Origin of the sequence: Klebsiella sp. M5al (assembly GCF_002090195.1) — a bacterium.
Taxonomy (GTDB): domain Bacteria; phylum Pseudomonadota; class Gammaproteobacteria; order Enterobacterales; family Enterobacteriaceae; genus Klebsiella; species Klebsiella grimontii.
Window position 1 is genome coordinate 5,240,740 of record NZ_CP020657.1, and the last position, 20,131, is coordinate 5,260,870.

Genomic DNA, 20,131 nt, shown 5'->3' on the forward strand with positions numbered 1-20,131 from the left:
TTTGACAAGAGCGATCAGCGATCAACGCAGAAAAAAAACACAACTTTCACTCCAGCGTTTATCTGCGGCAATTTTTCAGTACAATCACATCTTCTTTTAATTCTATCTTAATCCTTCTGTGATCCTATTGGATACGCGGGAACAGGACATTTGGCCCGGCTTTTGCGATGAATTTAGAAAAAATCAATGAGTTAACCGCGCAGGATATGGCGGGCGTCAATGCGACAATTCTTGAGCAACTCGACTCGGATGTTCAGCTTATCAATCAGTTAGGCTACTACATCGTTAGCGGAGGCGGTAAACGCATTCGCCCGATGATCGCCGTGCTGGCCGCGCGTGCCGTGGGATATCAGGGAAACGCTCACGTCGCCATTGCTGCGCTGATCGAATTTATCCATACCGCCACCCTGCTGCATGATGACGTCGTCGATGAGTCTGATATGCGCCGGGGCAAAGCCACCGCAAACGCCGCTTTTGGCAATGCCGCTAGCGTGCTGGTTGGCGATTTCATCTACACCCGCGCCTTTCAGATGATGACCAGCCTCGGCTCATTGAGAGTTCTGGAAGTGATGTCGGAAGCCGTGAACGTCATTGCTGAAGGCGAAGTTCTGCAGTTGATGAACGTGAACGACCCGGATATCACCGAAGAAAACTATATGCGGGTCATTTATAGCAAGACCGCTCGTTTGTTTGAAGCCGCAGCCCAGTGCTCCGGGATCCTGGCCGACTGCACCGCGGAACAAGAGAAAGCGTTACAGGACTACGGGCGCTATCTGGGCACCGCTTTCCAGCTGATTGACGATCTGCTTGACTACAGTTCAGACGGTGAGCGGCTGGGTAAAAACGTCGGTGACGATCTAAATGAAGGCAAACCCACTCTTCCGCTGCTGCACGCTATGCAACACGGCAGCGCAGAACAGTCCGCCATGATCCGCGGAGCGATCGAGCAGGGTAACGGCCGCCATCTACTCGAAGCCGTACTGGAAACCATGGCAGCCTGCGGCTCGCTGGAATGGACCCAAAAACGCGCGGAGGAAGAGGCTGATAAAGCGATTGCCGCCCTTCAGGTCCTCCCCGATTCCCCGTGGCGTGAAGCGCTAATTGGTCTTGCCCACATCGCCGTGCAGCGCGACCATTAACCCCTCCCCTCACTTTCCCGCGTAAAATCGCGGGAAAGTTCCAGTAAACACCAATAAAGCCAATTTCAGCCTTATTTCTTGATATATTCCTAATATCAAAGCCATTAAAAGAACTTGTTAGAACATTACCGGAACTCAAGGTATAGTCATTTTGTCGCCCATTAAGGACGAACGGAATGTTTATTACCAGGAGAATTTATGGATAAGTTCATCGACTGGCATCCAGCGGATATTATTGCCGGATTACGCAAAAAAGGGACGTCGCTGGCAGCTGAATCGCGGCGTAATGGTTTAAGTTCTTCAACGCTCGCCAATGCGCTGACTCGGCCCTGGCCCAAGGGCGAGCTGATTATCGCTCACGCGCTGGAAACCGATCCGTGGGTAATATGGCCATCGCGCTATCACGATCCCCATACCCACCAGTTTATCGACAGAACGCAGATGATGCGTCAGAGGAAGAATAACAAGTAAAGCGAGGTTGCAGACAACAGCCCCCGGACCTACGTCAGAGGGCTGCTGTAATGGGCTTATTCGGCTTTGACGCGTTCGATATTCGCGCCAAGCGCCTGAAGTTTGTCTTCGATACGTTCGTAGCCGCGGTCAATGTGGTAAATACGATCGACAATCGTCGTCCCTTCCGCAATGCAGCCTGCCAGCACCAGGCTAGCTGACGCACGCAGATCCGTCGCCATGACCTGGGCGCCAGAAAGTTGCTTCACGCCGTGGCAAATCGCCGTATTGCTCTCGATTTCCGCATGCGCGCCCATACGGATCAGCTCCGGGATATGCATGAAACGGTTTTCGAAGATCGTTTCGGTGATCACGCCGGTTCCCTCGGCAACCAGATTCAGCAAGGTGAACTGGGCCTGCATATCGGTCGGGAAACCCGGATGCGGAGCAGTACGAACGTTGACAGCTTTCGGACGGTTGCCGTGCATATCGAGGCTAATCCAGTCCTCGCCCGTTTCGATGTCCGCGCCGGCATCGCGTAGCTTCGCCAGAACCGCATCAAGCGTATCAGGTTGAGCATTGCGGCACAGGATCTTACCGCCAGAAATCGCCGCCGCCACCAGGAAGGTCCCGGTTTCAATACGATCCGGCAGAACGCGGTAGACGCCGCCGCCGAGGCGCGCTACGCCTTCGATGGTGATACGATCGGTACCCTGACCTTTGATCTTCGCGCCCAGCGCGTTGAGAAAGTTGGCGGTATCGACAATTTCCGGCTCGCGCGCGGCGTTTTCGATAACGGTGGTGCCTTCCGCCAGCGTCGCAGCGCTCATGATGGTTACGGTAGCGCCAACGCTGACCTTATCCATCACAATATGCGCGCCTTTCAGGCGTCCATTAACCGACGCCTTGACATAACCTTCTTCCAGTTTGATTTCCGCACCCAGTTGCTCAAGACCGGTAATGTGTAAATCAACCGGGCGCGCGCCGATGGCGCAGCCGCCGGGAAGTGATACCTGTCCCTGACCAAAACGGGCCACCAGCGGACCCAGCGCCCAAATCGAAGCACGCATGGTTTTGACGAGGTCATACGGGGCACAGAAAACGTCAACCGGGCCGGCATCGATCCATACGGAGCCGTTGCGCTTAACGTTCGCGCCCAGCTGGCTCAGCAGTTTCATGGTGGTATCGATGTCTTTCAGCTTCGGTACGTTCTGGATCTCAATCGGCTCTTCGGCTAATAGCGCGGAAAAGAGGATTGGCAGGGCGGCGTTTTTCGCGCCGGAAATAGTGACCTCGCCCTGCAGACGAGTAGGCCCCTGAACACGGAATTTATCCATTGATTCTGTTCTCTGTTAAGAATTCACATACGCTGCGGGGAACATCCCCACAGCTTATAAGCCATTTAGTTTGCGGTCTCGCGCCCACTCCTGCGGGGTAAACGCTTTTATCGACAGAGCATGGATGCGGTTATCGGCAATATATTCCATCAGCGGGGCATAGATAGCCTGTTGCTTCTTGACCCGACTCATGCCGTCGAACATCTCACCCACAGCAATAACCTGAAAGTGGCTGCCATCGCCAGAGACGTGGACTTCCTGAAGGGAGAGTGCGTTCATCAGCACGGTCTGAATTTCATGATTTTCCATGGGCTACATTTATCTGATAGTGAAAACAGCCCAACATCTTAGAGGAAAGTGGCGCTGTCTTAAACAAGCAAAAAGCCCCATCGAAAAGTTTGATGGGGCTTTCAGAATAGCTTCAGCAGTAAGGCACTGAAAAAGTTATGGGATCATATCGGCAGGAAGGTTATACAACCTGACCAGGGTTTGCAGATTTTCACTCTTCCCGGTCAACTTCGCTTCCCCGCCCTGCCGACGAACCAGTGCGATAAAATGCACTAATAGCGCCAGCCCGGCGGTGTCCACGCGGGTCACGGCGCTCAGGTCGATTGCGGACACGCCATCCGTCGCCTGAGCGCGTGCTTCCCACAGCGGGACCAGAAGATCCTGGTCCAGCTCTCCGCGCAGCGCCAGCGTCTCACCATCGCGAGTCCAGCTCAGCTGCCCGGTCATTATTTTTTCTGTTCCAGAGTAATCGGCTGCGCGGAGCTTGCCTTCAGCTGCGCCGTCAGACCATCAACGCCTTTAGTACGCAGCAGGTCGCTCCACTCGTTTTGTTTAGTGGTGATCATGCTCACCCCTTCCGCAATCATGTCGTACGCCTGCCAGTTACCGGTCTGGGTATTTTTACGCCACTGGAAATCCAGGCGAACCGGCGGACGGCCATTCGGATCGAGGATGGTGACGCGAATAGGAACAATGGTCGCGCTGCCCAGAGGCTGCTCAGGCGCAATCTGATAGGTCTGACCGTGATACATCGCCAGCGCCTGGCCGTAGGCCTGTTTCAGATATTCGCGGAAGGCGGCGAAATAGGCTTCACGCTGCGCCGGGGTCGCTTCTTTGTAATAACGACCTAATACCAGCGCGCCGGCGTATTTCACCTGAACATAGGGCAGCAGTTCCTGATCGACGATGTCGCGCAGGTAGTTCGGGTTAGCCTGAATCTTAGGCTGCTCGTTCTTCAGGCGATCGAAGGTTTTCTGCGCCGCTTCGTCCATCAGCTTATAGGGATTGGATTGGTCCGCGGCGGTGGCCGCAGTCAAAGGGGCAATCACCAGCATGGCGACCATTAGTAAGCGTTTAAACATGTCTTATCTCTCCTGAAATTAGTGCGTCGTGCCGGCTGGCGGCGTAGCGTCAGTATGACTCTCCCCGGCAGACTGTTCATCGCCAGAATTCTTATTGTCGCTACCTTTACTGTTATAAAGGAACTGGCCTATCAAATCTTCCAGCACCATGGCGGATTTGGTGTCCTGAATGGTGCCGCCATCTTTAAGGATAGCCGTTCCCAACTCCGGGTCTTCAAACCCGATGTTCATCGCCAGGTACTGTTCGCCCAGCAGACCGGAAGTTCTAATCGCCAGCGAGCTGGTATCCGGGATATGGTTGTAGCGCTCATCAATATCGAGAGCGACGCGAGGCAGGTAGGTTTTAGGGTCGAGCGTGATATCCGCCACGCGTCCGACGACAACGCCGCCAATCCGTACCGGAGAGCGCGCTTTCAGACCGCCGATATTGTCAAAAGTGGCATAGAGCCGATAAGTCGGTTCGGTACGTAAAGAGGTTACGTTTGCCGCCTTCAGGCAGACAAACAGCGCAGCCAGCAGCGCAACCAGTAAAAATACCCCTACCCAGATTTCATTTTTTCTCGTTTGCATGAACTCAATTCCCAAACATCAGCGCAGTCAGCACAAAATCCAGCCCCAGAACCGCCAGCGACGCATGTACCACGGTACGCGTCGTCGCCCGGCTAATCCCGGCGGAAGTGGGGATAGCGTCATAACCGTTAAATAACGCGATCCATGTTACCGTAATGGCGAAAACCAGACTCTTAATCAGGCAGTTAACCAGATCCATCCGCCAGTCAACGGCGTTTTGCATCGCGCTCCAGAAGAATCCGCCATCGATGCCCTTCCAACTGACACCGACCAGCGAGCCGCCCCAAACGCCGACCGCCACAAAAATAATCGTTAACAACGGCAGTGAAATCACCCCCGCCCAGAAGCGCGGAGAGATCACGCGGCGAAGCGGGTCGACCGCCATCATCTCCATGCTGGAGAGCTGCTCGGTTGCGCGCATCAGGCCAATTTCGGCAGTCAGCGCCGAACCGGCACGCCCGGCAAACAACAGCGCGGCGACCACCGGCCCCAGTTCACGCAGCAGCGACAGCGCCACCAGCATGCCCAGACTGGTTTCGGCGCTATAGGTGGTTAACACCAGATAGCCCTGCAGACCAAGCACCATACCGATAAACAGCCCCGAGACAATGATGATCAGCATCGACAGCACGCCAACGTTATACAGCTGACGCACCAGCAGCGGCGCATGCTTGCGAAACTCAGGCTTGCCGACAACCGCGTTGAAGAGCATTAATCCAGCACGCCCGAACGTCGCGATAGTTTTAATACCGCGATGCCCAAGCGCGGCTAGCGCATTTAACAACATGAGTCGCTTAACTCCCTTTGCCCAATAAATCATGATGATAATCACCCGCCGGATAGCGGAACGGCACCGGACCGTCGGCGATACCATCAATGAACTGACGAACCCGAGGATCGGCATTTTCGCGCAGCGACTGCGCACTCCCGTGCGCCACCACTTTTTTGTCCGCCACGATATATGCGAAGTCCGCGATGCTGAGCACCTCCGGCACATCATGCGAAACCACGATACAGGTGACACCCAGGGTGCTATTGAGTTCAGAAATCAGCTTCACCAGCACCCCCATCGTAATGGGGTCCTGCCCGACAAAGGGCTCATCGAACATGATTAAATCAGGTTCCAGCGCAATCGCCCTCGCCAGCGCGGCACGGCGCGCCATGCCGCCGGAGAGCTCAGAAGGCATCAGCTTCGCGGCTCCGCGTAGCCCGACGGCCTCCAGCTTCATCATCACCGTGGTGTGCAGCAGCGCTTCCGGCAAACGCGTATGCTCGCGCAGCGGATAAGCGACGTTATCAAACACGTTCAGGTCGGTGAACAGCGCGCCGGACTGAAACAGCATGCTCATGCGCTTGCGGACGGTATACAGGCGCGAGCGCGACATCTGCGGTACGTTTTCACCATCAAACAGGATCTCGCCTTTATCGGGCGGGATCTGACCGCCGATCAGACGTAACAGGGTGGTTTTGCCGATCCCTGATGGCCCCATTATCGCGGTGATCTTGCCGCGGGGTACCGATAGCGAGATATCATCGAAGATCACGCGATCGCCCCTCGAGAAGCGAATACCGCGCACTTCGACTAGATTCGCCGAACTCTGGCTCATAAAATCATCCTTACTAGACACCCGTCGGGCTAAGCATGGCGCTTTCTTTCACCACAAACCCAACATTTTTACAGAATCTTACCCGCCCGGGTTAGCGAAAGCTGGCATTTGTTTTACTTTTGGCACACATAAAGTCAAAATTAAGAATTCGTTACGCTGCCTACGGACGGCCAGCGAGGCGACGATTATACCTGAAGAAAGGACTTTAGATGCTCTTAGCGACGGCTCTGTTAATTATTGGTTTATTGCTGGTTGTCTACAGCGCCGATCGTCTGGTCTACGCCGCTTCAATACTCTGCCGTATGCTGGGAATCCCCCCCCTTATTATAGGGATGACGGTGGTCAGCATCGGTACCAGTTTACCGGAAGTCATTGTTTCCGCCGCCGCTTCCCTGCATGGGCAAACCGATCTGGCGATCGGCACAGCTCTGGGATCGAATATCACCAATATCCTGCTGATCCTCGGCCTCACCGCTCTGTTTCAACCTTTTACCGTGCATTCTGATATCCTGCGCCGCGAATTGCCGCTAATGTTGCTGGTCAGTTTACTGGCAGGATTTGTGCTGTACGACGGGCAGATTACGCGGATAGATGGCCTTTTTTTGCTGGCGCTGGCGGTACTGTGGCTGTTGTTTACCCTTAAGATTGCCCGCCTTGCGGAACGCCAGGGGAACGACAGCCTGACCCGTGAACAGCTGGCGGAGCTGCCGCGGGAGGGCTCGCTTCCCGTCGCGCTGCTCTGGTTGGGCGTCGCGATGATAGTGATGCCGATGGCCACGCGGATGGTGGTGGATAACGCCACGGTGCTGGCAAACTTTTTTGCCATCAGCGAACTGACCGTCGGCTTAACGGTCGTTGCCATCGGCACCAGCCTGCCCGAGCTGGCCACCGCCATCGCCGGAGCGCGAAAAGGCGAAAATGACATCGCCATCGGCAATATCATTGGCGCTAATATTCTGAATATCGTACTGGTTCTCGGGCTCCCCGCGCTGATTGCGCCTGGCGCCTTTGCCGCCGAGGCCTTTACCCGCGACTATGGCGTCATGCTGCTGGTCAGCCTGATCTTCGCGGTGCTGTGCTGGCGTCGTAAACAACAGCCCGGTCGCCTTGCCGGCGCCCTGCTGCTGGGTGGTTTTGTGCTTTGGTTAGCGATGCTGTACTGGACAGCGCCGCTCTTCGTTGAATGATTCGGGATAACATTATGTCGCAAATAGATTTGCCAGCGGATTTTGACTTTCAACGGGCAGGCCGTGAGGTGCTGGACATTGAACGTGAAGGTCTGGCCCAGCTCGATCAATATATTAATGAAGATTTTACCCGTGCCTGTGAGACCATTTTTCGCTGTACCGGTAAAGTTGTGGTGATGGGAATGGGTAAATCCGGCCATATCGGGCGAAAGATGGCCGCAACGTTCGCCAGCACCGGGACATCATCATTCTTCGTCCATCCCGGCGAGGCCGCGCACGGCGATTTGGGCATGGTCACCCCCTGCGACGTAGTGATCGCGCTATCTAATTCCGGGGAATCAAATGAAATTCTCGCCCTGATCCCGGTGCTTAAGCGCCAGCAGGTGTCGCTTATCTGTATCACCAGCCGACCGGAAAGCAGCATGGCGCGCGCGGCGGATATTCATCTGTGCGTGAAGGTGCCCAAAGAGGCTTGCCCGTTAGGGCTGGCCCCCACATCAAGCACCACCGCCGCGCTGGTGATGGGCGATGCCCTTGCCGTCGCGCTGCTGGAAGCCCGCGGTTTTACCGCTGAAGATTTTGCGCTATCGCATCCCGGCGGCGCGCTGGGCCGTAAGCTACTGCTGCGGGTCAATGATATCATGCACACCGGCGATGAAATTCCGCATGTTGGCCTGGAGGCCACGCTGCGCGATGCGCTGCTGGAAATCACGCGCAAAAATTTAGGCATGACCGCTATTTGCGACGATGAAATGAATATCATCGGCATTTTCACCGATGGCGATCTGCGCCGCGTCTTTGATACCGGCATTGATATGCGTAACGCCAGCATCGCCGAAGTCATGACGCGAGGCGGCATCCGCATCCGTCCCGGTACGCTGGCCGTTGATGCGCTGAACCTGATGCAGTCCCGTCATATCACCTGCGTACTGGTTGCCGATGGCGACCGTCTGGTAGGTGTGATACATATGCACGATCTCCTGCGCGCGGGCGTAGTGTAAGTAAGGAAAAAATAATGAATAATGCTGATGCCCTGATAACGACCTGCTATGGTCCGGTAAGTCAGGGCTTTATTGACCGGGCGGCGAAGATCCGTTTACTGATACTTGATGTGGACGGCGTTCTGTCCGACGGTCTTATCTATATGGGCAACAACGGCGAAGAGCTGAAAGCGTTTAACGTGCGCGACGGCTACGGTATCCGCTGCGCCCTGACTTCAGAGATTGAAGTAGCGATAATTACCGGGCGAAACGCTAAACTGGTGGAAGATCGCTGCCAGACGCTCGGCATCACCCATCTCTACCAGGGGCAGTCTGATAAGCTGCTGGCGTTTCATGAGCTACTCAATAAACTGGCCGTTAGCGCGGATGAAGTGGCCTATATTGGCGACGATCTGATCGACTGGCCGGTGATGGCTGAAGTGGGTTTAAGCATAGCGGTAGCCGATGCGCATCCGTTGCTGCTCCCGCGCGCGGATTACGTCACTCGTATCAACGGCGGTCGCGGAGCGGTACGCGAAGTGTGCGATTTGCTACTATTGGCGCAGGGCAAGCTGGATGAGGCCAAAGGGCAATCTATATGAGTAAAACCAGACGTTGGGTTATCATTTTACTATCGCTGGTCGCGCTGATCCTGATCGGCCTGAACCTGGCGAGTACGGACGATGCCACCCAGCAAGCGATCAATCCTGACGATCCGACGTATACCAGCGAGCATACCGATACCGTCGTTTATAGTCCCGAAGGGGCGCTTAACTACCGGCTAATCGCGGAACACGTAGAGTATTTTTCCGAACAGCAGCTCTCGTGGTTCGCAAAACCGGTGATGACCACCTTCGATACGAATAAAGTACCAACCTGGTCTATCAAAGCGGATAAAGCTAAGTTGACGAATGACCGCATGCTGTATCTTTACGGGCACGTTGAGGTTAATGCGCTGACGGCGGATTCTCAACTGCGCAAAATTACGACGGATAACGCCCAGATAAACCTGGTGACGCAGGATGTTACCTCCGATGACATGGTGACGTTGTACGGAACAACATTTAATTCCAGCGGCCTGAAAATGCGCGGGAACCTGCGCAGCAAAAATGCCGAGCTGATTGAAAAGGTTAGAACCTCATATGAAATTCAGAACAAACAAACTCAGCCTTAAGATTGCGCTCGCCAGCGCCTTACTGGCCGCCAGCCTGTCGGCACAGGCCAAAACGGGTGATACCGATCAGCCGATTCATATTGAATCCGATCAGCAGTCGCTGGATATGCAGGGCAACGTCGTTACCTTTACGGGTAATGTCGTCGTCACTCAGGGTACGATCAAAATCAACGCCGACAAAGTCGTCGTGACCCGTCCGGGCGGCGAAAAAGGCAAAGAGGTTATCGATGGCTACGGTAACCCGGCCACCTTCTACCAGATGCAGGACAACGGCAAACCGGTAAAAGGCCGCGCGTCGAAAATGCATTATGAACTGCAAAACGACTTTGTCGTCCTGACCGGCAATGCGCATCTGGAACAGATCGATAGCAATATCCAGGGTGACAAAATCACTTACCTGGTGAAAGAACAAAAAATGCAGGCTTTCAGCAATAAAGGCGGGCGCGTGACCACGGTTCTGGTTCCTTCGCAGCTGCAGGATAAAGGTAGCGATCAGTCAAAGAAGGGTAAGTAATTCGTTATGGCAACATTAACTGCAAAGAATCTTGCTAAAGCCTATAAAGGCCGCCGCGTCGTGGAAGATGTCAGTCTGACCGTGAATTCGGGCGAGATTGTTGGCCTGCTCGGTCCGAACGGCGCCGGTAAAACCACTACCTTCTATATGGTTGTTGGTATCGTACCGCGCGACGCGGGCAACATTATCATCGATGATGAAGACATCAGCCTGCTGCCGCTGCACGCGCGCGCGCGTCGCGGAATCGGCTATTTGCCGCAGGAGGCCTCCATTTTCCGCCGGCTGAGCGTTTACGATAACCTGATGGCGGTATTGCAGATTCGCGACGATCTCAGCAACGAGCAGCGCGAAGATCGCGCGAAAGAGCTGATGGAGGAGTTTCACATTGAGCACCTGCGCGATAGTCTCGGCCAGGCGCTCTCCGGTGGTGAACGGCGCCGCGTCGAGATCGCCCGCGCGTTGGCCGCTAACCCGAAATTCATCCTACTGGATGAACCCTTTGCCGGCGTTGACCCCATCTCCGTTATCGATATCAAACGCATTATTGAACACCTGCGCGACAGCGGTCTTGGCGTCCTGATAACCGACCATAACGTCAGGGAAACGCTGGCCGTTTGCGAGCGTGCTTATATCGTCAGCCAGGGCCACCTGATAGCCCACGGTACGCCGCAGCAAATCCTTGAAGACGAGCAGGTTAAGCGCGTGTATCTTGGGGAAGACTTCAGACTCTGATAGGGTAGAGGTTACAGACGTTTTAGCCGGAGATATTGGCCCTGAATATGAAGCAAGGTTTGCAATTAAGGCTAAGCCAACAGCTTGCCATGACGCCACAACTGCAGCAGGCGATTCGTCTACTGCAGCTGTCCACGTTAGAACTCCAGCAAGAACTCCAGCAGGCGCTGGACAGCAACCCGTTGCTGGAGCAAACCGATCTTCACGATGAGGTAGAAACCAAAGAGGCCGAGGATCGCGAATCTCTGGATACCGTCGACGCCCTTGAGCAAAAAGAGATGCCCGAAGAGCTGCCGCTTGATGCCAGCTGGGATGAGATTTACACCGCCGGAACGCCATCAGGCAACGGCGTCGATTACCAGGATGACGAACTGCCCGTCTACCAGGGAGAGACCACGCAAAGCCTGCAGGATTACCTGATGTGGCAGGTTGAACTTACGCCATTCACCGATACCGATCGCGCCATCGCGACCTCTATCGTCGATGCCGTTGATGATACCGGCTACCTGACGATTTCTGTCGAAGACATCGTGGAAAGTATTGGCGACGATGAAATCGGACTTGAAGAAGTTGAAGCGGTTCTCAAGCGCATTCAGCGTTTCGACCCCGTCGGCGTGGCGGCAAAAGATTTGCGTGATTGCCTGCTGGTTCAGCTTTCACAGTTTGCCAAAGAGACGCCGTGGATTGAAGAAGCCCGCCTGATCATCAGCGATCATCTCGATCTGCTGGCCAACCACGACTTCCGCAGCCTGATGCGCGTAACCCGCCTCAAAGAAGAAGTGTTAAAGGAAGCGGTAAATCTGATCCAATCGCTGGATCCGCGCCCGGGACAGTCGATCCAAACTGGCGAGCCAGAATATGTCATTCCTGACGTTCTGGTGCGTAAAGTCAACGATCGTTGGGTGGTTGAGCTCAATTCAGATAGCCTTCCGCGCCTGAAGATCAATCAGCAGTATGCCGCTATGGGTAACAGCACGCGCAATGACGCTGACGGCCAGTTTATCCGTAGCAACCTGCAGGAAGCGCGCTGGCTGATCAAGAGCCTGGAGAGCCGCAACGACACCCTGCTGCGCGTCAGCCGCTGTATCGTCGAACAGCAGCAGGCTTTTTTTGAACAAGGTGAAGAGTTTATGAAACCGATGGTGCTGGCGGATATCGCTCAGGCCGTCGAAATGCATGAATCCACTATTTCACGCGTTACTACGCAAAAATACCTGCACAGTCCACGCGGTATTTTTGAGCTGAAGTATTTCTTCTCCAGCCATGTGAACACCGAAGGCGGCGGCGAAGCATCGTCGACGGCCATTCGCGCGCTGGTGAAGAAATTAATCGCCGCGGAAAACCCCGCGAAACCATTGAGTGATAGTAAGCTCACCACCATGCTATCCGATCAGGGTATTATGGTGGCACGGCGAACCGTTGCTAAGTACCGAGAGTCTTTATCCATTCCGCCGTCAAATCAGCGCAAGCAGCTGGTTTGACCCAACCGATAAGGAAGACACTATGCAGCTCAACATTACAGGACACAACGTCGAGATAACCCCCGCGATGCGCGATTTCGTTACCGCGAAGTTCAGCAAACTGGAGCAGTTTTTCGACAGGATCAACCAGGTCTACATTGTGTTAAAAGTGGAGAAGGTGACGCAAATTGCGGACGCCAATCTGCATGTCAACGGTGGCGAAATCCATGCCAGTGCGGAAGGCCAAGATATGTATGCTGCTATCGATGGTCTTATCGATAAGCTGGCAAGACAGTTAACAAAACATAAAGATAAACTGAAACAACACTAATTGTCCGGGCAATCGCCTACGCCAACCGCCTGCCGGCGGTTGGCAAGGAGAGCTCAGGTGAAATTATGATAAATAACGATTCGGCTCTACAACTGAGCAATGTCCTTAACCAGGAATGTACCCGTAGCCAGGTTCACTGCCAGAGCAAGAAACGCGCGCTGGAAATCATCAGCGAGCTGGCAGCAAAGCAGTTAGGCTTATCGTCCCAGATAGTGTTCGAGGCGATCCTTACCCGTGAGAAAATGGGCAGTACCGGGATTGGCAACGGCATTGCAATCCCCCATGGCAAACTCGAAGAGGATACGCTGCGGGCCGTGGGCGTGTTTGTCCAGCTGGAAACCCCCATTGCTTTCGATGCTATCGACAACCAACCCGTCGATCTGTTGTTTGCCCTTCTCGTCCCGGCCGATCAAACTAAGACGCATCTGCATACGCTCTCGCTGGTGGCGAAACGTCTGGCCGATAAAACAATTTGCCGCCGTCTGCGCGCTGCGCAAAGCGATGAAGAGCTGTATGAAATCATCACTGAAGCGGGAAGCAATAATGAGGCGTAACGAAAGCCGCACCTTACGCTTTTTCGTACTGAGGAGAAACGGTACATGGTACTGATGATCGTCAGCGGCCGTTCAGGGTCGGGGAAATCCGTCGCCCTGCGAGCGCTGGAAGATATGGGTTTTTACTGCGTGGATAACCTGCCGGTTGTGCTTTTGCCCGAGCTGGCGCGCTCGCTCGCCGACAGAAACATCTCGGCCGCGGTCAGTATTGACGTGCGAAACATGCCTGAGTCGCCGGAAATCTTCGAGCAGGCGATGAAAAATCTGCCCGCAGAGTTTTCACCTCAGCTGCTGTTCCTGGATGCCGATCGTAACACCTTGATTCGCCGCTACAGCGACACGCGTCGTTTGCATCCCCTCTCCAGCAAAAACCTGTCGCTGGAGAGCGCCATTGATGAAGAGAGCGACCTGCTGGAACCTCTGCGTTCCCGCGCTGACCTGATCGTCGATACCTCAGAAATGTCGGTACATGAGCTGGCAGAAATGCTGCGCACGCGTTTGTTAGGCAAGCGCGAACGCGAGCTGACGATGGTGTTTGAATCCTTTGGCTTTAAGCACGGTATTCCCATTGATGCTGATTACGTTTTCGACGTACGCTTCCTGCCGAACCCGCACTGGGATCCGAAGCTGCGCCCGATGACCGGTCTGGATAAACCCGTGGCCGCCTTCCTCGACCGGCACACGGAAGTTCACAATTTCATTTACCAGACCCGCAGCTATCTTGAGCTATGGTTACCTATGCTGGAGACCAATAACCGCAGCTATCTGACGGTAGCTATTGGTTGTACCGGTGGTAAACACCGTTCGGTTTACATCGCCGAACAGCTGGCTGACTACTTCCGCTCGCGCGGTAAGAACGTGCAGTCCCGTCATCGGACGCTGGAAAAACGCAAATCATGACCGTTAAGCAAACCGTTGAAATCACCAATAAGCTGGGGATGCACGCTCGCCCGGCGATGAAGCTGTTTGAATTAATGCAGAACTACGATGCTGAAGTGCTACTGCGCAATGATGAAGGAACTGTAGCTGAAGCGAATAGCGTGATTGCCCTGCTGATGCTTGACTCAGCTAAAGGGCGGCAGATTGAGATTGAAGCCAACGGCCCGCAAGAAGTGGAGGCGCTGGCAGCGGTTATCGCGCTGTTCAACGCCGGGTTTGATGAGGATTAGATTTCACTCCCCCGGTCGCGGCGCGCCTTCCGGGGTACTGAGCCGTGAAATCATCAATGTAGCTGATTCGCCCGCATAAACCCTTCCCCGCCTAACTGCCTCATCTGGCGCAGGATCCACGCCTGGCGGCTGCGAATATAACCCGACGGCGCGTCAGCGCGAAAGCGAATGGGATTAGGCAAAACCGCCGCTAAAAGCGCGGCTTCAGCAGCCGTCAATCTGCTGGCCGGTTTGTGAAAATAGCGCTGCGATGCGGCTTCAACGCCAAACGTCCCTTCACCAAACTCCGCAATATTCAGATAAACGGTGAGGATCCGCTTTTTGCTCCAGACCGTCTCAATGCCAACGGTCAGCCCCGCCTCCAGCCCTTTTCTTAGCCAGCTGCGACCATCCCACAGGAACAGGTTTTTTGCCGTCTGCTGCGACAGGGTTGACGCACCGCGGATGCGGTTCTCATTGCGTTCATTGTGCGCCAGCGCCTTCTCAATCGCCGGGACGTCAAACCCCCAGTGCTCCGGGAATTTCTGGTCTTCCGCGGCAATAACCGCCAGCCCCATCCACGGAGAAATTTCATCCATGCCCACCCAATCGGAATGGGCGATGTAATGAAAATTCCCTGAGAGCCAGGCGCCGAGCTGCCGCTCCAGCATCACCGCTGAAAACGGGACGGGGACGATGCTAAACAGAGCAACCCCGCCGCCCCATAGCACCGCGCAAGCCAGCAGCAGCCTCAGCAAAAAACGTTTAATCAAGCGCAACGGCGAAAAGCGAAATGTCATGCCGTCAGAACCAATACGCGAGCAACCAGCTTTTCAATTCCGCTCGCCGCTTCGGCGATGTTCTGCGCCAGCATATACGCGGGAGTCGTCACCACTTTATTGTCTTCATCAACCACAATGTCATCGACCGGGCAAGGCACGTGTTCGGCCCCCATCTCCTCTACCGCATCGGCGGTATCAAGATCGGTACCAATAGTGACGCGTAGCGGAATAGAGAATATTTTAGGCAACAGCGCCGGAGCGATACAGATAAAGCCCAACGGTTTACCCGCCTGATGCATCGCCAGCGCCAGGGCCTTGAGATCGCTATCCACTTCACATTCACTTCCCTGCGAAGCAAAATTGCTGAGGTTCTTTGCCGCGCCAAAACCGCCGGGCACAATCAGCGCGTCCAGCGCATCCGCCCGGGCGTTTGCTAAAGGCTGAATCTCTCCGCGCGCGATACGCGCCGCTTCCACAAGCACATTACGGCTTTCCGCCTGCGCTTCGCCGGTCAGGTGATTGATAACATCGGTTTGCGCTTTATCAGGCGCATAGCAGATAGCCTGAGCGCCGCTGCGGGCAATAGCCAGCAGGGTAATAACGGCTTCATGAATTTCGCTTCCGTCATAAACGCCGCAGCCGCTCAGCACTACACCAATTTTCTTCATCACATCAGCCCCTTAGTACAAGTTTATGAAAGCAGTCAAAAATTTTGATTTACTCGCTATGCTTCACATATTTTACTGTTTCACGTAACAAAATATTTAAGGTTTGCTATCTTAATGAGCGAGTAAGCCAAATCCTCAGGTTGCGCCGTGTAAAAAAATCACTCAAATGATTCTGGCGCAATGACCCGTTCCCTGGTGTTGGCGCAGTATTCGCGCACCCCGGTTTATCCGGGGTCATTTTTTATCTGCCGCCGCTACCCACGCCTTCAGTACCGCGACATCGTTTTGCCATTCGGATTTCATCTCTTCAACCCATTCGCCAACGTTATCCGACCAGGCCGGTAAATCCGGGGTTTGGATCTGCTGGCCTAGCTGCTGGATATGGCGCAAACCGATAGAGCCCGCAGCGCCTTTTATCTTATGCCCCTCATCGACAATACCTTTCTGGTCGCGAGCGGTTAAATTTGATTCCAGAACCGCCATGTAGCCCGGCATCATTCTTTCGAAAACGGCCAGACCGTCATTAATCAGCTTCGGCCCTACCAGTTCGATATACTGCTCAAGCATCGGAATATCCAGTACGGAAGCTGATTTACTGATATCTACAGATGGCATCTCATTCTCCTCCTCTTCCGGCGCATCCCAGAATTTTTTGATAATCGCGGTTAATGCCGGAACCGATAACGGCTTGCTCAGGACATCATCCATTCCCGCTTCCAGATACTCAGTCTTGTTCTTCAGGACGTTAGCGGTAAGCGCAACCAGCGGGGGAAGCTCATCGGCGGCAAAGCGCTGTTTCAGCTGACGAGAAATATCGAGCCCAGTCATATCCGGTAGTTGAATATCGAGCAGAACCAGATCGTACTCGCCGGGTACAAACATCTCCAGCGCAGCCTTACCGGTCATCGCCACATCCACGCTGTTGCCCAGCTTCTCCAGTACCGAACGCGCCACGATCACGTTGAGCTCAATATCTTCCACCAGCAGCACGTTCAGCGCAGGTAATGGCATTTCATCTTCCGCCAGCGTGTCTTCAACCTCTTCAGCCACGGCCGGCGCGTGTACGGTGAGCGTGAACGTGGCCCCTTTACCCGGCAGGCTGGCAACGCTAATGTCGCCGCCCATATTACGCGCCAGACGCCGCGACACGGCGAGTCCGATGCCGGTACCTGTCGCTGGCTTGCCGCCCTGGCTATCTTTCACCTGGTAATACATGGCGAAAATTTTATCCTGTTCCGCTTCAGGGATGCCAATGCCTGAATCTTCCACTTCAAAGTGCAGGATGTCCCCTTCGTCATAGCGCACGCGCACGTTCACGCTCCCACCCTGCGGGGTAAACTTCACGGCGTTGCTGATTAGATTCCACAAGATTTGGCGTAAACGCGTTCCGTCGGTGATCACTTTATGCGGCAGCGGAAGCGAAGGATCCAGCACAAAGCGCAGCCCTTTCTGCTGCGCCTGCAGGCCGGAGAGGTTTTCAAGGTCGGCAAGGAAGCCGGTGAAATCAACCGGCTGGTTATCCAACTGAATTTTACGCCGCTCCATCTTATCCATCTCAATAATATCATTGAAGATATTACCCAGCGTTACCGCTGAGACGTGGATGGTTTTCAGGTATCTTTCCTGTTCGTCGGTCAGGTCGGTATCGAGAAGGATTCGGCTCAGCCCGACGATGCCGTTAAGCGGCGTACGCAGCTCGTGGCTGATCGTTGAGATAAAGGTGGTCTTATCGCGGCTGGCACGCTCCAGCGCGTCCTGATAGCGCTTACGCTCCGTAATATCACGACCGAACCCCATCAGGCCGCGCCGCTTACCGACGCGGTCATAATAGGGCACTTTGCGGATTTCAAAGCAGGCCTTGCGCCCGTCCGGATAATCCAGCCACTGCTCGTAGGTGAGCGAAACGTTATGGCGGAAGACTTTCTCATCCGTCTCCAGCACCTTCTCCGCCACCTCTTCGCTGTAGACATCCTGCGGCTTCAGATGAATAAGCTGTTTTTCGCTTTTACCGGTCAGCAGTTCCATGGCGCGGTTACAGCCTGAGAACTCTTTATCTTCATTACGATAGAAAACGAGGTCCGGTGAAGCGTCAAGAAAGGAGCGCAGAAAGGACGATTGCTGTTCAAGCTGAATTTGCGTTTCTTCACGCTCCTTCATCTCAATTTTCAGCTGCTCAAGCGTCGTTTCACGTTCCGCTTCAGCTTTTTCACGTTCACCGATTTCCTGATTAAGCTGGGCGATATTGTCCTTAAGCTGCACATTCAGCTTGAGATCGCGCTCGCGCATCTCCTCCAGTTTCTCCACCAGCCGCGAAAGACGCTGCCGGGACTCTTCCAGCTGCTCAACGACCACCGACAGGAAATAGACCGCCCACGGCGTAATCAGCAAACCAAAGAAGATAGAGCGGATCACATCAATACTTTCCACCTGGCCGTGCAGCACCATAGTAACGGCCATCTGCACGACGATCGCCAGCACCACCAGCGCAAAGGCCAGCAGCATGGAAAAGCGCACCAGACCCAGCTTCATCATCAGGTCAACATAATACTGCGCCAGCATACGGATTTGCTTCATAAGGGATTCCTTCGCGACAACTTCGCACAATAATACTCAATTCTGAGCAAGACGCTGTAAGTTGTGCGAAAAATGCGGGAAGGATTGTAGTTACGCGCCTGCCTGGGGGTAGCGGTCAGCCGGAATGCGGCTGGCGATGACGTTATTCGGTAGCGGCCGGAGATCTCCAGCAACGACCAATAGCTGACCCCTGAACGCCGTATTCATTGAGATATTTATCCAGCTCAACCATACCGGTCCAACGGTTCTCACACCACAGCGGCGCCAGCAGCATCGGACGTCGAGCACTGGCGGAAATACGGTGATAAATCACCTCTGGCGGGGTATGGCGGATCATCTCGCCTGCGCTGACCGTATAGTCCGCCAGATCAATACCCTGCAACCTTCCGGCCTGCCACGCCCTGGCCATAATGCTGCCCTTCACAATATGAAGTGGATGCAGCTTAATGCCGTCTACGCCGGTCTCTACCACCTGTTTTAGCGTTTCAAGGCATTCGCTCTGCCCTTCACCCGGCAGGCCAACGATAAGGTGGCTGCACACTTTGAGGCCCCGCTCGCGCGCCAGACGGGCTGTACGCTGGTAGCAGGCAAAATCGTGGCCGCGATTAATTCGGCGCAGCGTTTTATCGTGCGCGGTTTGTAAACCCAACTCGAGCCAGACTTCATAACCCTGCTGCCGATATTCAGACAGCAGATCCAATACCGCTCCGGGAACGCAGTCCGGGCGAGTGCCCACGCAGAGCCCGACGATATTCGCCTGGCTGACCGCCTGCTGATACATGGAGCGCAGTACCTGTACCTCGGCAAAGGTGCTGGTATAAGCCTGGAAATAGGCCAGATAGCGTTTTGCGCGGTTAACCCGCTGCGCCTGATGGGCCAGCTGTTCAGCGATCGAGCTGTGCTGCTGTTCTTCATCGGCAAAAGAGGCGACATTACAGAACGTACAGCCGCCGCGACCAAGGGTGCCATCGCGATTTGGGCAACTAAATCCACCGTGCAGCGTCAGTTTATGAACCTTTTCACCGTAGCGGCGCATAAGATCCCCACCAAACATATTGACTAATTTTTGTAACTGCATAATCTGATAGACCGGCCTTAAGAAAGGGGCCAAGCCTGCCATTTTTAGCTACCGACGGCGATGACCTGGATCAATCGTCAACGCGGCCGCTTATCTCATTGCATAAACAATCAAGATAACTGCAATTTAATTCACCATCATGGTAATGAGTTTTCCTTATATATAGCCTCTGATTTGCCATTATCTTTACCAGGGCATAAAACAGTACCAATAACTTTTAATCAAACAAAAACCAGTTTAAAAAACTGCAATAAATGAACACTTCAGCACAGAACGATAATAGCGTGCCGTCGATATAGTGAGACAGATCACACTCGATAAAGCCGTCCCCTGCGCTTCCCTGGCATTCAAAAGACCATTATTTTATTAAAAATCAGTATATTAGATGTTGTATAGCACATTTTTGTATAAATAAGATTGCCATTTGACGTATGTGTGGATTCCCGATAAGTTGGGAATCCGCTGGAAGCTTTCTG

The 20,131-nt window shown here is 54.2% G+C and carries 24 protein-coding genes; 13 read left to right on the forward strand and 11 right to left on the reverse strand.

The annotated features are described in order from the left end of the window. Positions 1 to 167 precede the first annotated feature (167 nt). A complete protein-coding gene (ispB, locus tag BWI76_RS25190; protein ID WP_004139788.1) occupies positions 168 to 1,139 on the forward strand; it encodes an octaprenyl diphosphate synthase in 972 nt (323 codons plus the stop codon). A 198-nt stretch (positions 1,140 to 1,337) separates the two neighbouring features. Further along, the gene (sfsB, locus tag BWI76_RS25195) at positions 1,338 to 1,610 is read left to right on the forward strand and encodes a DNA-binding transcriptional regulator SfsB (RefSeq protein ID WP_004139786.1); all 273 of its coding nucleotides are present in this window, start codon (positions 1,338 to 1,340) and stop codon (positions 1,608 to 1,610) included. 56 nt (positions 1,611 to 1,666) lie between these two features. Here the strand turns inward: sfsB and murA are convergent, their stop codons facing one another. The 7 genes from murA to mlaF all read right to left on the reverse strand — a co-directional run bounded on the left by murA (position 1,667) and on the right by mlaF (position 6,473). Next, positions 1,667 to 2,926, reverse strand: a complete 1,260-nt coding sequence (gene murA, locus BWI76_RS25200; RefSeq protein ID WP_024358754.1) for a UDP-N-acetylglucosamine 1-carboxyvinyltransferase — start codon at positions 2,924 to 2,926, stop codon at positions 1,667 to 1,669. 54 nt (positions 2,927 to 2,980) lie between these two features. Then, the gene (ibaG, locus tag BWI76_RS25205; protein WP_004106141.1) at positions 2,981 to 3,235 is read right to left on the reverse strand and encodes a BolA family iron metabolism protein IbaG; all 255 of its coding nucleotides are present in this window, start codon (positions 3,233 to 3,235) and stop codon (positions 2,981 to 2,983) included. Between the two features lie 135 nt (positions 3,236 to 3,370). Further along, positions 3,371 to 3,661 carry a lipid asymmetry maintenance protein MlaB gene (gene mlaB, locus BWI76_RS25210; protein ID WP_004125681.1) on the reverse strand — a complete coding sequence of 97 codons (291 nt, stop codon included), beginning with the start codon at positions 3,659 to 3,661 and terminating at the stop codon, positions 3,371 to 3,373. Next, a complete protein-coding gene (gene mlaC, locus BWI76_RS25215; protein ID WP_004125682.1) occupies positions 3,661 to 4,296 on the reverse strand; it encodes a phospholipid-binding protein MlaC in 636 nt (211 codons plus the stop codon). The genes mlaB and mlaC overlap by 1 nt, the downstream gene beginning before the upstream one ends. 18 nt (positions 4,297 to 4,314) lie before the next feature. Continuing rightward, positions 4,315 to 4,866 carry an outer membrane lipid asymmetry maintenance protein MlaD gene (mlaD, locus tag BWI76_RS25220; protein ID WP_004139782.1) on the reverse strand — a complete coding sequence of 184 codons (552 nt, stop codon included), beginning with the start codon at positions 4,864 to 4,866 and terminating at the stop codon, positions 4,315 to 4,317. Between the two features lie 4 nt (positions 4,867 to 4,870). Next, on the reverse strand, positions 4,871 to 5,653 hold the full coding sequence (gene mlaE / locus BWI76_RS25225; RefSeq protein WP_004125690.1) for a lipid asymmetry maintenance ABC transporter permease subunit MlaE: 783 nt from the start codon (positions 5,651 to 5,653) through the stop codon (positions 4,871 to 4,873). Between the two features lie 7 nt (positions 5,654 to 5,660). After that, a complete protein-coding gene (mlaF, locus tag BWI76_RS25230) occupies positions 5,661 to 6,473 on the reverse strand; it encodes a phospholipid ABC transporter ATP-binding protein MlaF (protein ID WP_004125691.1) in 813 nt (270 codons plus the stop codon). 209 nt (positions 6,474 to 6,682) lie between these two features. Between mlaF and BWI76_RS25235 the strand changes: the two genes are divergently transcribed. From BWI76_RS25235 to npr, 11 genes are all read left to right on the forward strand, one after another. Continuing rightward, complete coding sequence (locus BWI76_RS25235) at positions 6,683 to 7,660, forward strand: calcium/sodium antiporter (protein WP_004139780.1); 978 nt, start codon at positions 6,683 to 6,685, stop codon at positions 7,658 to 7,660. After that, positions 7,657 to 8,661, forward strand: a complete 1,005-nt coding sequence (kdsD, locus tag BWI76_RS25240) for an arabinose-5-phosphate isomerase KdsD (RefSeq protein ID WP_162685355.1) — start codon at positions 7,657 to 7,659, stop codon at positions 8,659 to 8,661. Before BWI76_RS25235 ends, kdsD begins: the two co-directional genes overlap by 4 nt. Positions 8,662 to 8,675: 14 nt before the next feature. Next, positions 8,676 to 9,242 (forward strand): 3-deoxy-manno-octulosonate-8-phosphatase KdsC, encoded by a 567-nt coding sequence (gene kdsC / locus BWI76_RS25245; protein ID WP_024358756.1) that lies wholly within the window; start codon positions 8,676 to 8,678, stop codon positions 9,240 to 9,242. Then, positions 9,239 to 9,814 carry an LPS export ABC transporter periplasmic protein LptC gene (gene lptC, locus BWI76_RS25250; protein WP_004125700.1) on the forward strand — a complete coding sequence of 192 codons (576 nt, stop codon included), beginning with the start codon at positions 9,239 to 9,241 and terminating at the stop codon, positions 9,812 to 9,814. The genes kdsC and lptC overlap by 4 nt, the downstream gene beginning before the upstream one ends. After that, positions 9,783 to 10,328 carry a lipopolysaccharide ABC transporter substrate-binding protein LptA gene (lptA, locus tag BWI76_RS25255; RefSeq protein WP_004125703.1) on the forward strand — a complete coding sequence of 182 codons (546 nt, stop codon included), beginning with the start codon at positions 9,783 to 9,785 and terminating at the stop codon, positions 10,326 to 10,328. Before lptC ends, lptA begins: the two co-directional genes overlap by 32 nt. A gap of 6 nt (positions 10,329 to 10,334) precedes the next feature. Continuing rightward, positions 10,335 to 11,060 (forward strand): LPS export ABC transporter ATP-binding protein, encoded by a 726-nt coding sequence (lptB, locus tag BWI76_RS25260; protein WP_004125705.1) that lies wholly within the window; start codon positions 10,335 to 10,337, stop codon positions 11,058 to 11,060. A gap of 47 nt (positions 11,061 to 11,107) precedes the next feature. After that, the gene (rpoN, locus tag BWI76_RS25265) at positions 11,108 to 12,541 is read left to right on the forward strand and encodes an RNA polymerase factor sigma-54 (RefSeq protein ID WP_049087000.1); all 1,434 of its coding nucleotides are present in this window, start codon (positions 11,108 to 11,110) and stop codon (positions 12,539 to 12,541) included. Positions 12,542 to 12,563: 22 nt separating this feature from the next. Next, on the forward strand, positions 12,564 to 12,851 hold the full coding sequence (gene hpf, locus BWI76_RS25270) for a ribosome hibernation promoting factor (protein ID WP_004106167.1): 288 nt from the start codon (positions 12,564 to 12,566) through the stop codon (positions 12,849 to 12,851). Positions 12,852 to 12,916: 65 nt separating this feature from the next. Continuing rightward, positions 12,917 to 13,405: a PTS IIA-like nitrogen regulatory protein PtsN gene (ptsN, locus tag BWI76_RS25275; RefSeq protein ID WP_004125714.1), complete on the forward strand. Its 489-nt coding sequence runs from the start codon at positions 12,917 to 12,919 to the stop codon at positions 13,403 to 13,405. Between the two features lie 45 nt (positions 13,406 to 13,450). Beyond that, positions 13,451 to 14,305 (forward strand): RNase adapter RapZ, encoded by an 855-nt coding sequence (rapZ, locus tag BWI76_RS25280; protein WP_004106169.1) that lies wholly within the window; start codon positions 13,451 to 13,453, stop codon positions 14,303 to 14,305. Then, positions 14,302 to 14,574, forward strand: coding sequence for a PTS phosphocarrier protein NPr (gene npr / locus BWI76_RS25285; RefSeq protein WP_004139771.1), 273 nt, complete (start codon positions 14,302 to 14,304; stop codon positions 14,572 to 14,574). Before rapZ ends, npr begins: the two co-directional genes overlap by 4 nt. A 53-nt stretch (positions 14,575 to 14,627) precedes the next feature. On the opposite strand, the gene mtgA is transcribed toward npr, so the two are convergent. From mtgA to BWI76_RS25305, 4 genes are all read right to left on the reverse strand, one after another. Continuing rightward, positions 14,628 to 15,353, reverse strand: a complete 726-nt coding sequence (gene mtgA, locus BWI76_RS25290; protein ID WP_004139770.1) for a monofunctional biosynthetic peptidoglycan transglycosylase — start codon at positions 15,351 to 15,353, stop codon at positions 14,628 to 14,630. Next, positions 15,350 to 16,003: an isoprenoid biosynthesis glyoxalase ElbB gene (gene elbB, locus BWI76_RS25295; protein ID WP_004139768.1), complete on the reverse strand. Its 654-nt coding sequence runs from the start codon at positions 16,001 to 16,003 to the stop codon at positions 15,350 to 15,352. Before elbB ends, mtgA begins: the two co-directional genes overlap by 4 nt. 234 nt (positions 16,004 to 16,237) lie before the next feature. After that, a complete protein-coding gene (arcB, locus tag BWI76_RS25300) occupies positions 16,238 to 18,577 on the reverse strand; it encodes an aerobic respiration two-component sensor histidine kinase ArcB (protein ID WP_024358760.1) in 2,340 nt (779 codons plus the stop codon). 142 nt (positions 18,578 to 18,719) lie between these two features. Then, complete coding sequence (locus tag BWI76_RS25305; RefSeq protein ID WP_004139765.1) at positions 18,720 to 19,655, reverse strand: TIGR01212 family radical SAM protein; 936 nt, start codon at positions 19,653 to 19,655, stop codon at positions 18,720 to 18,722. Positions 19,656 to 20,131 lie beyond the last annotated feature (476 nt).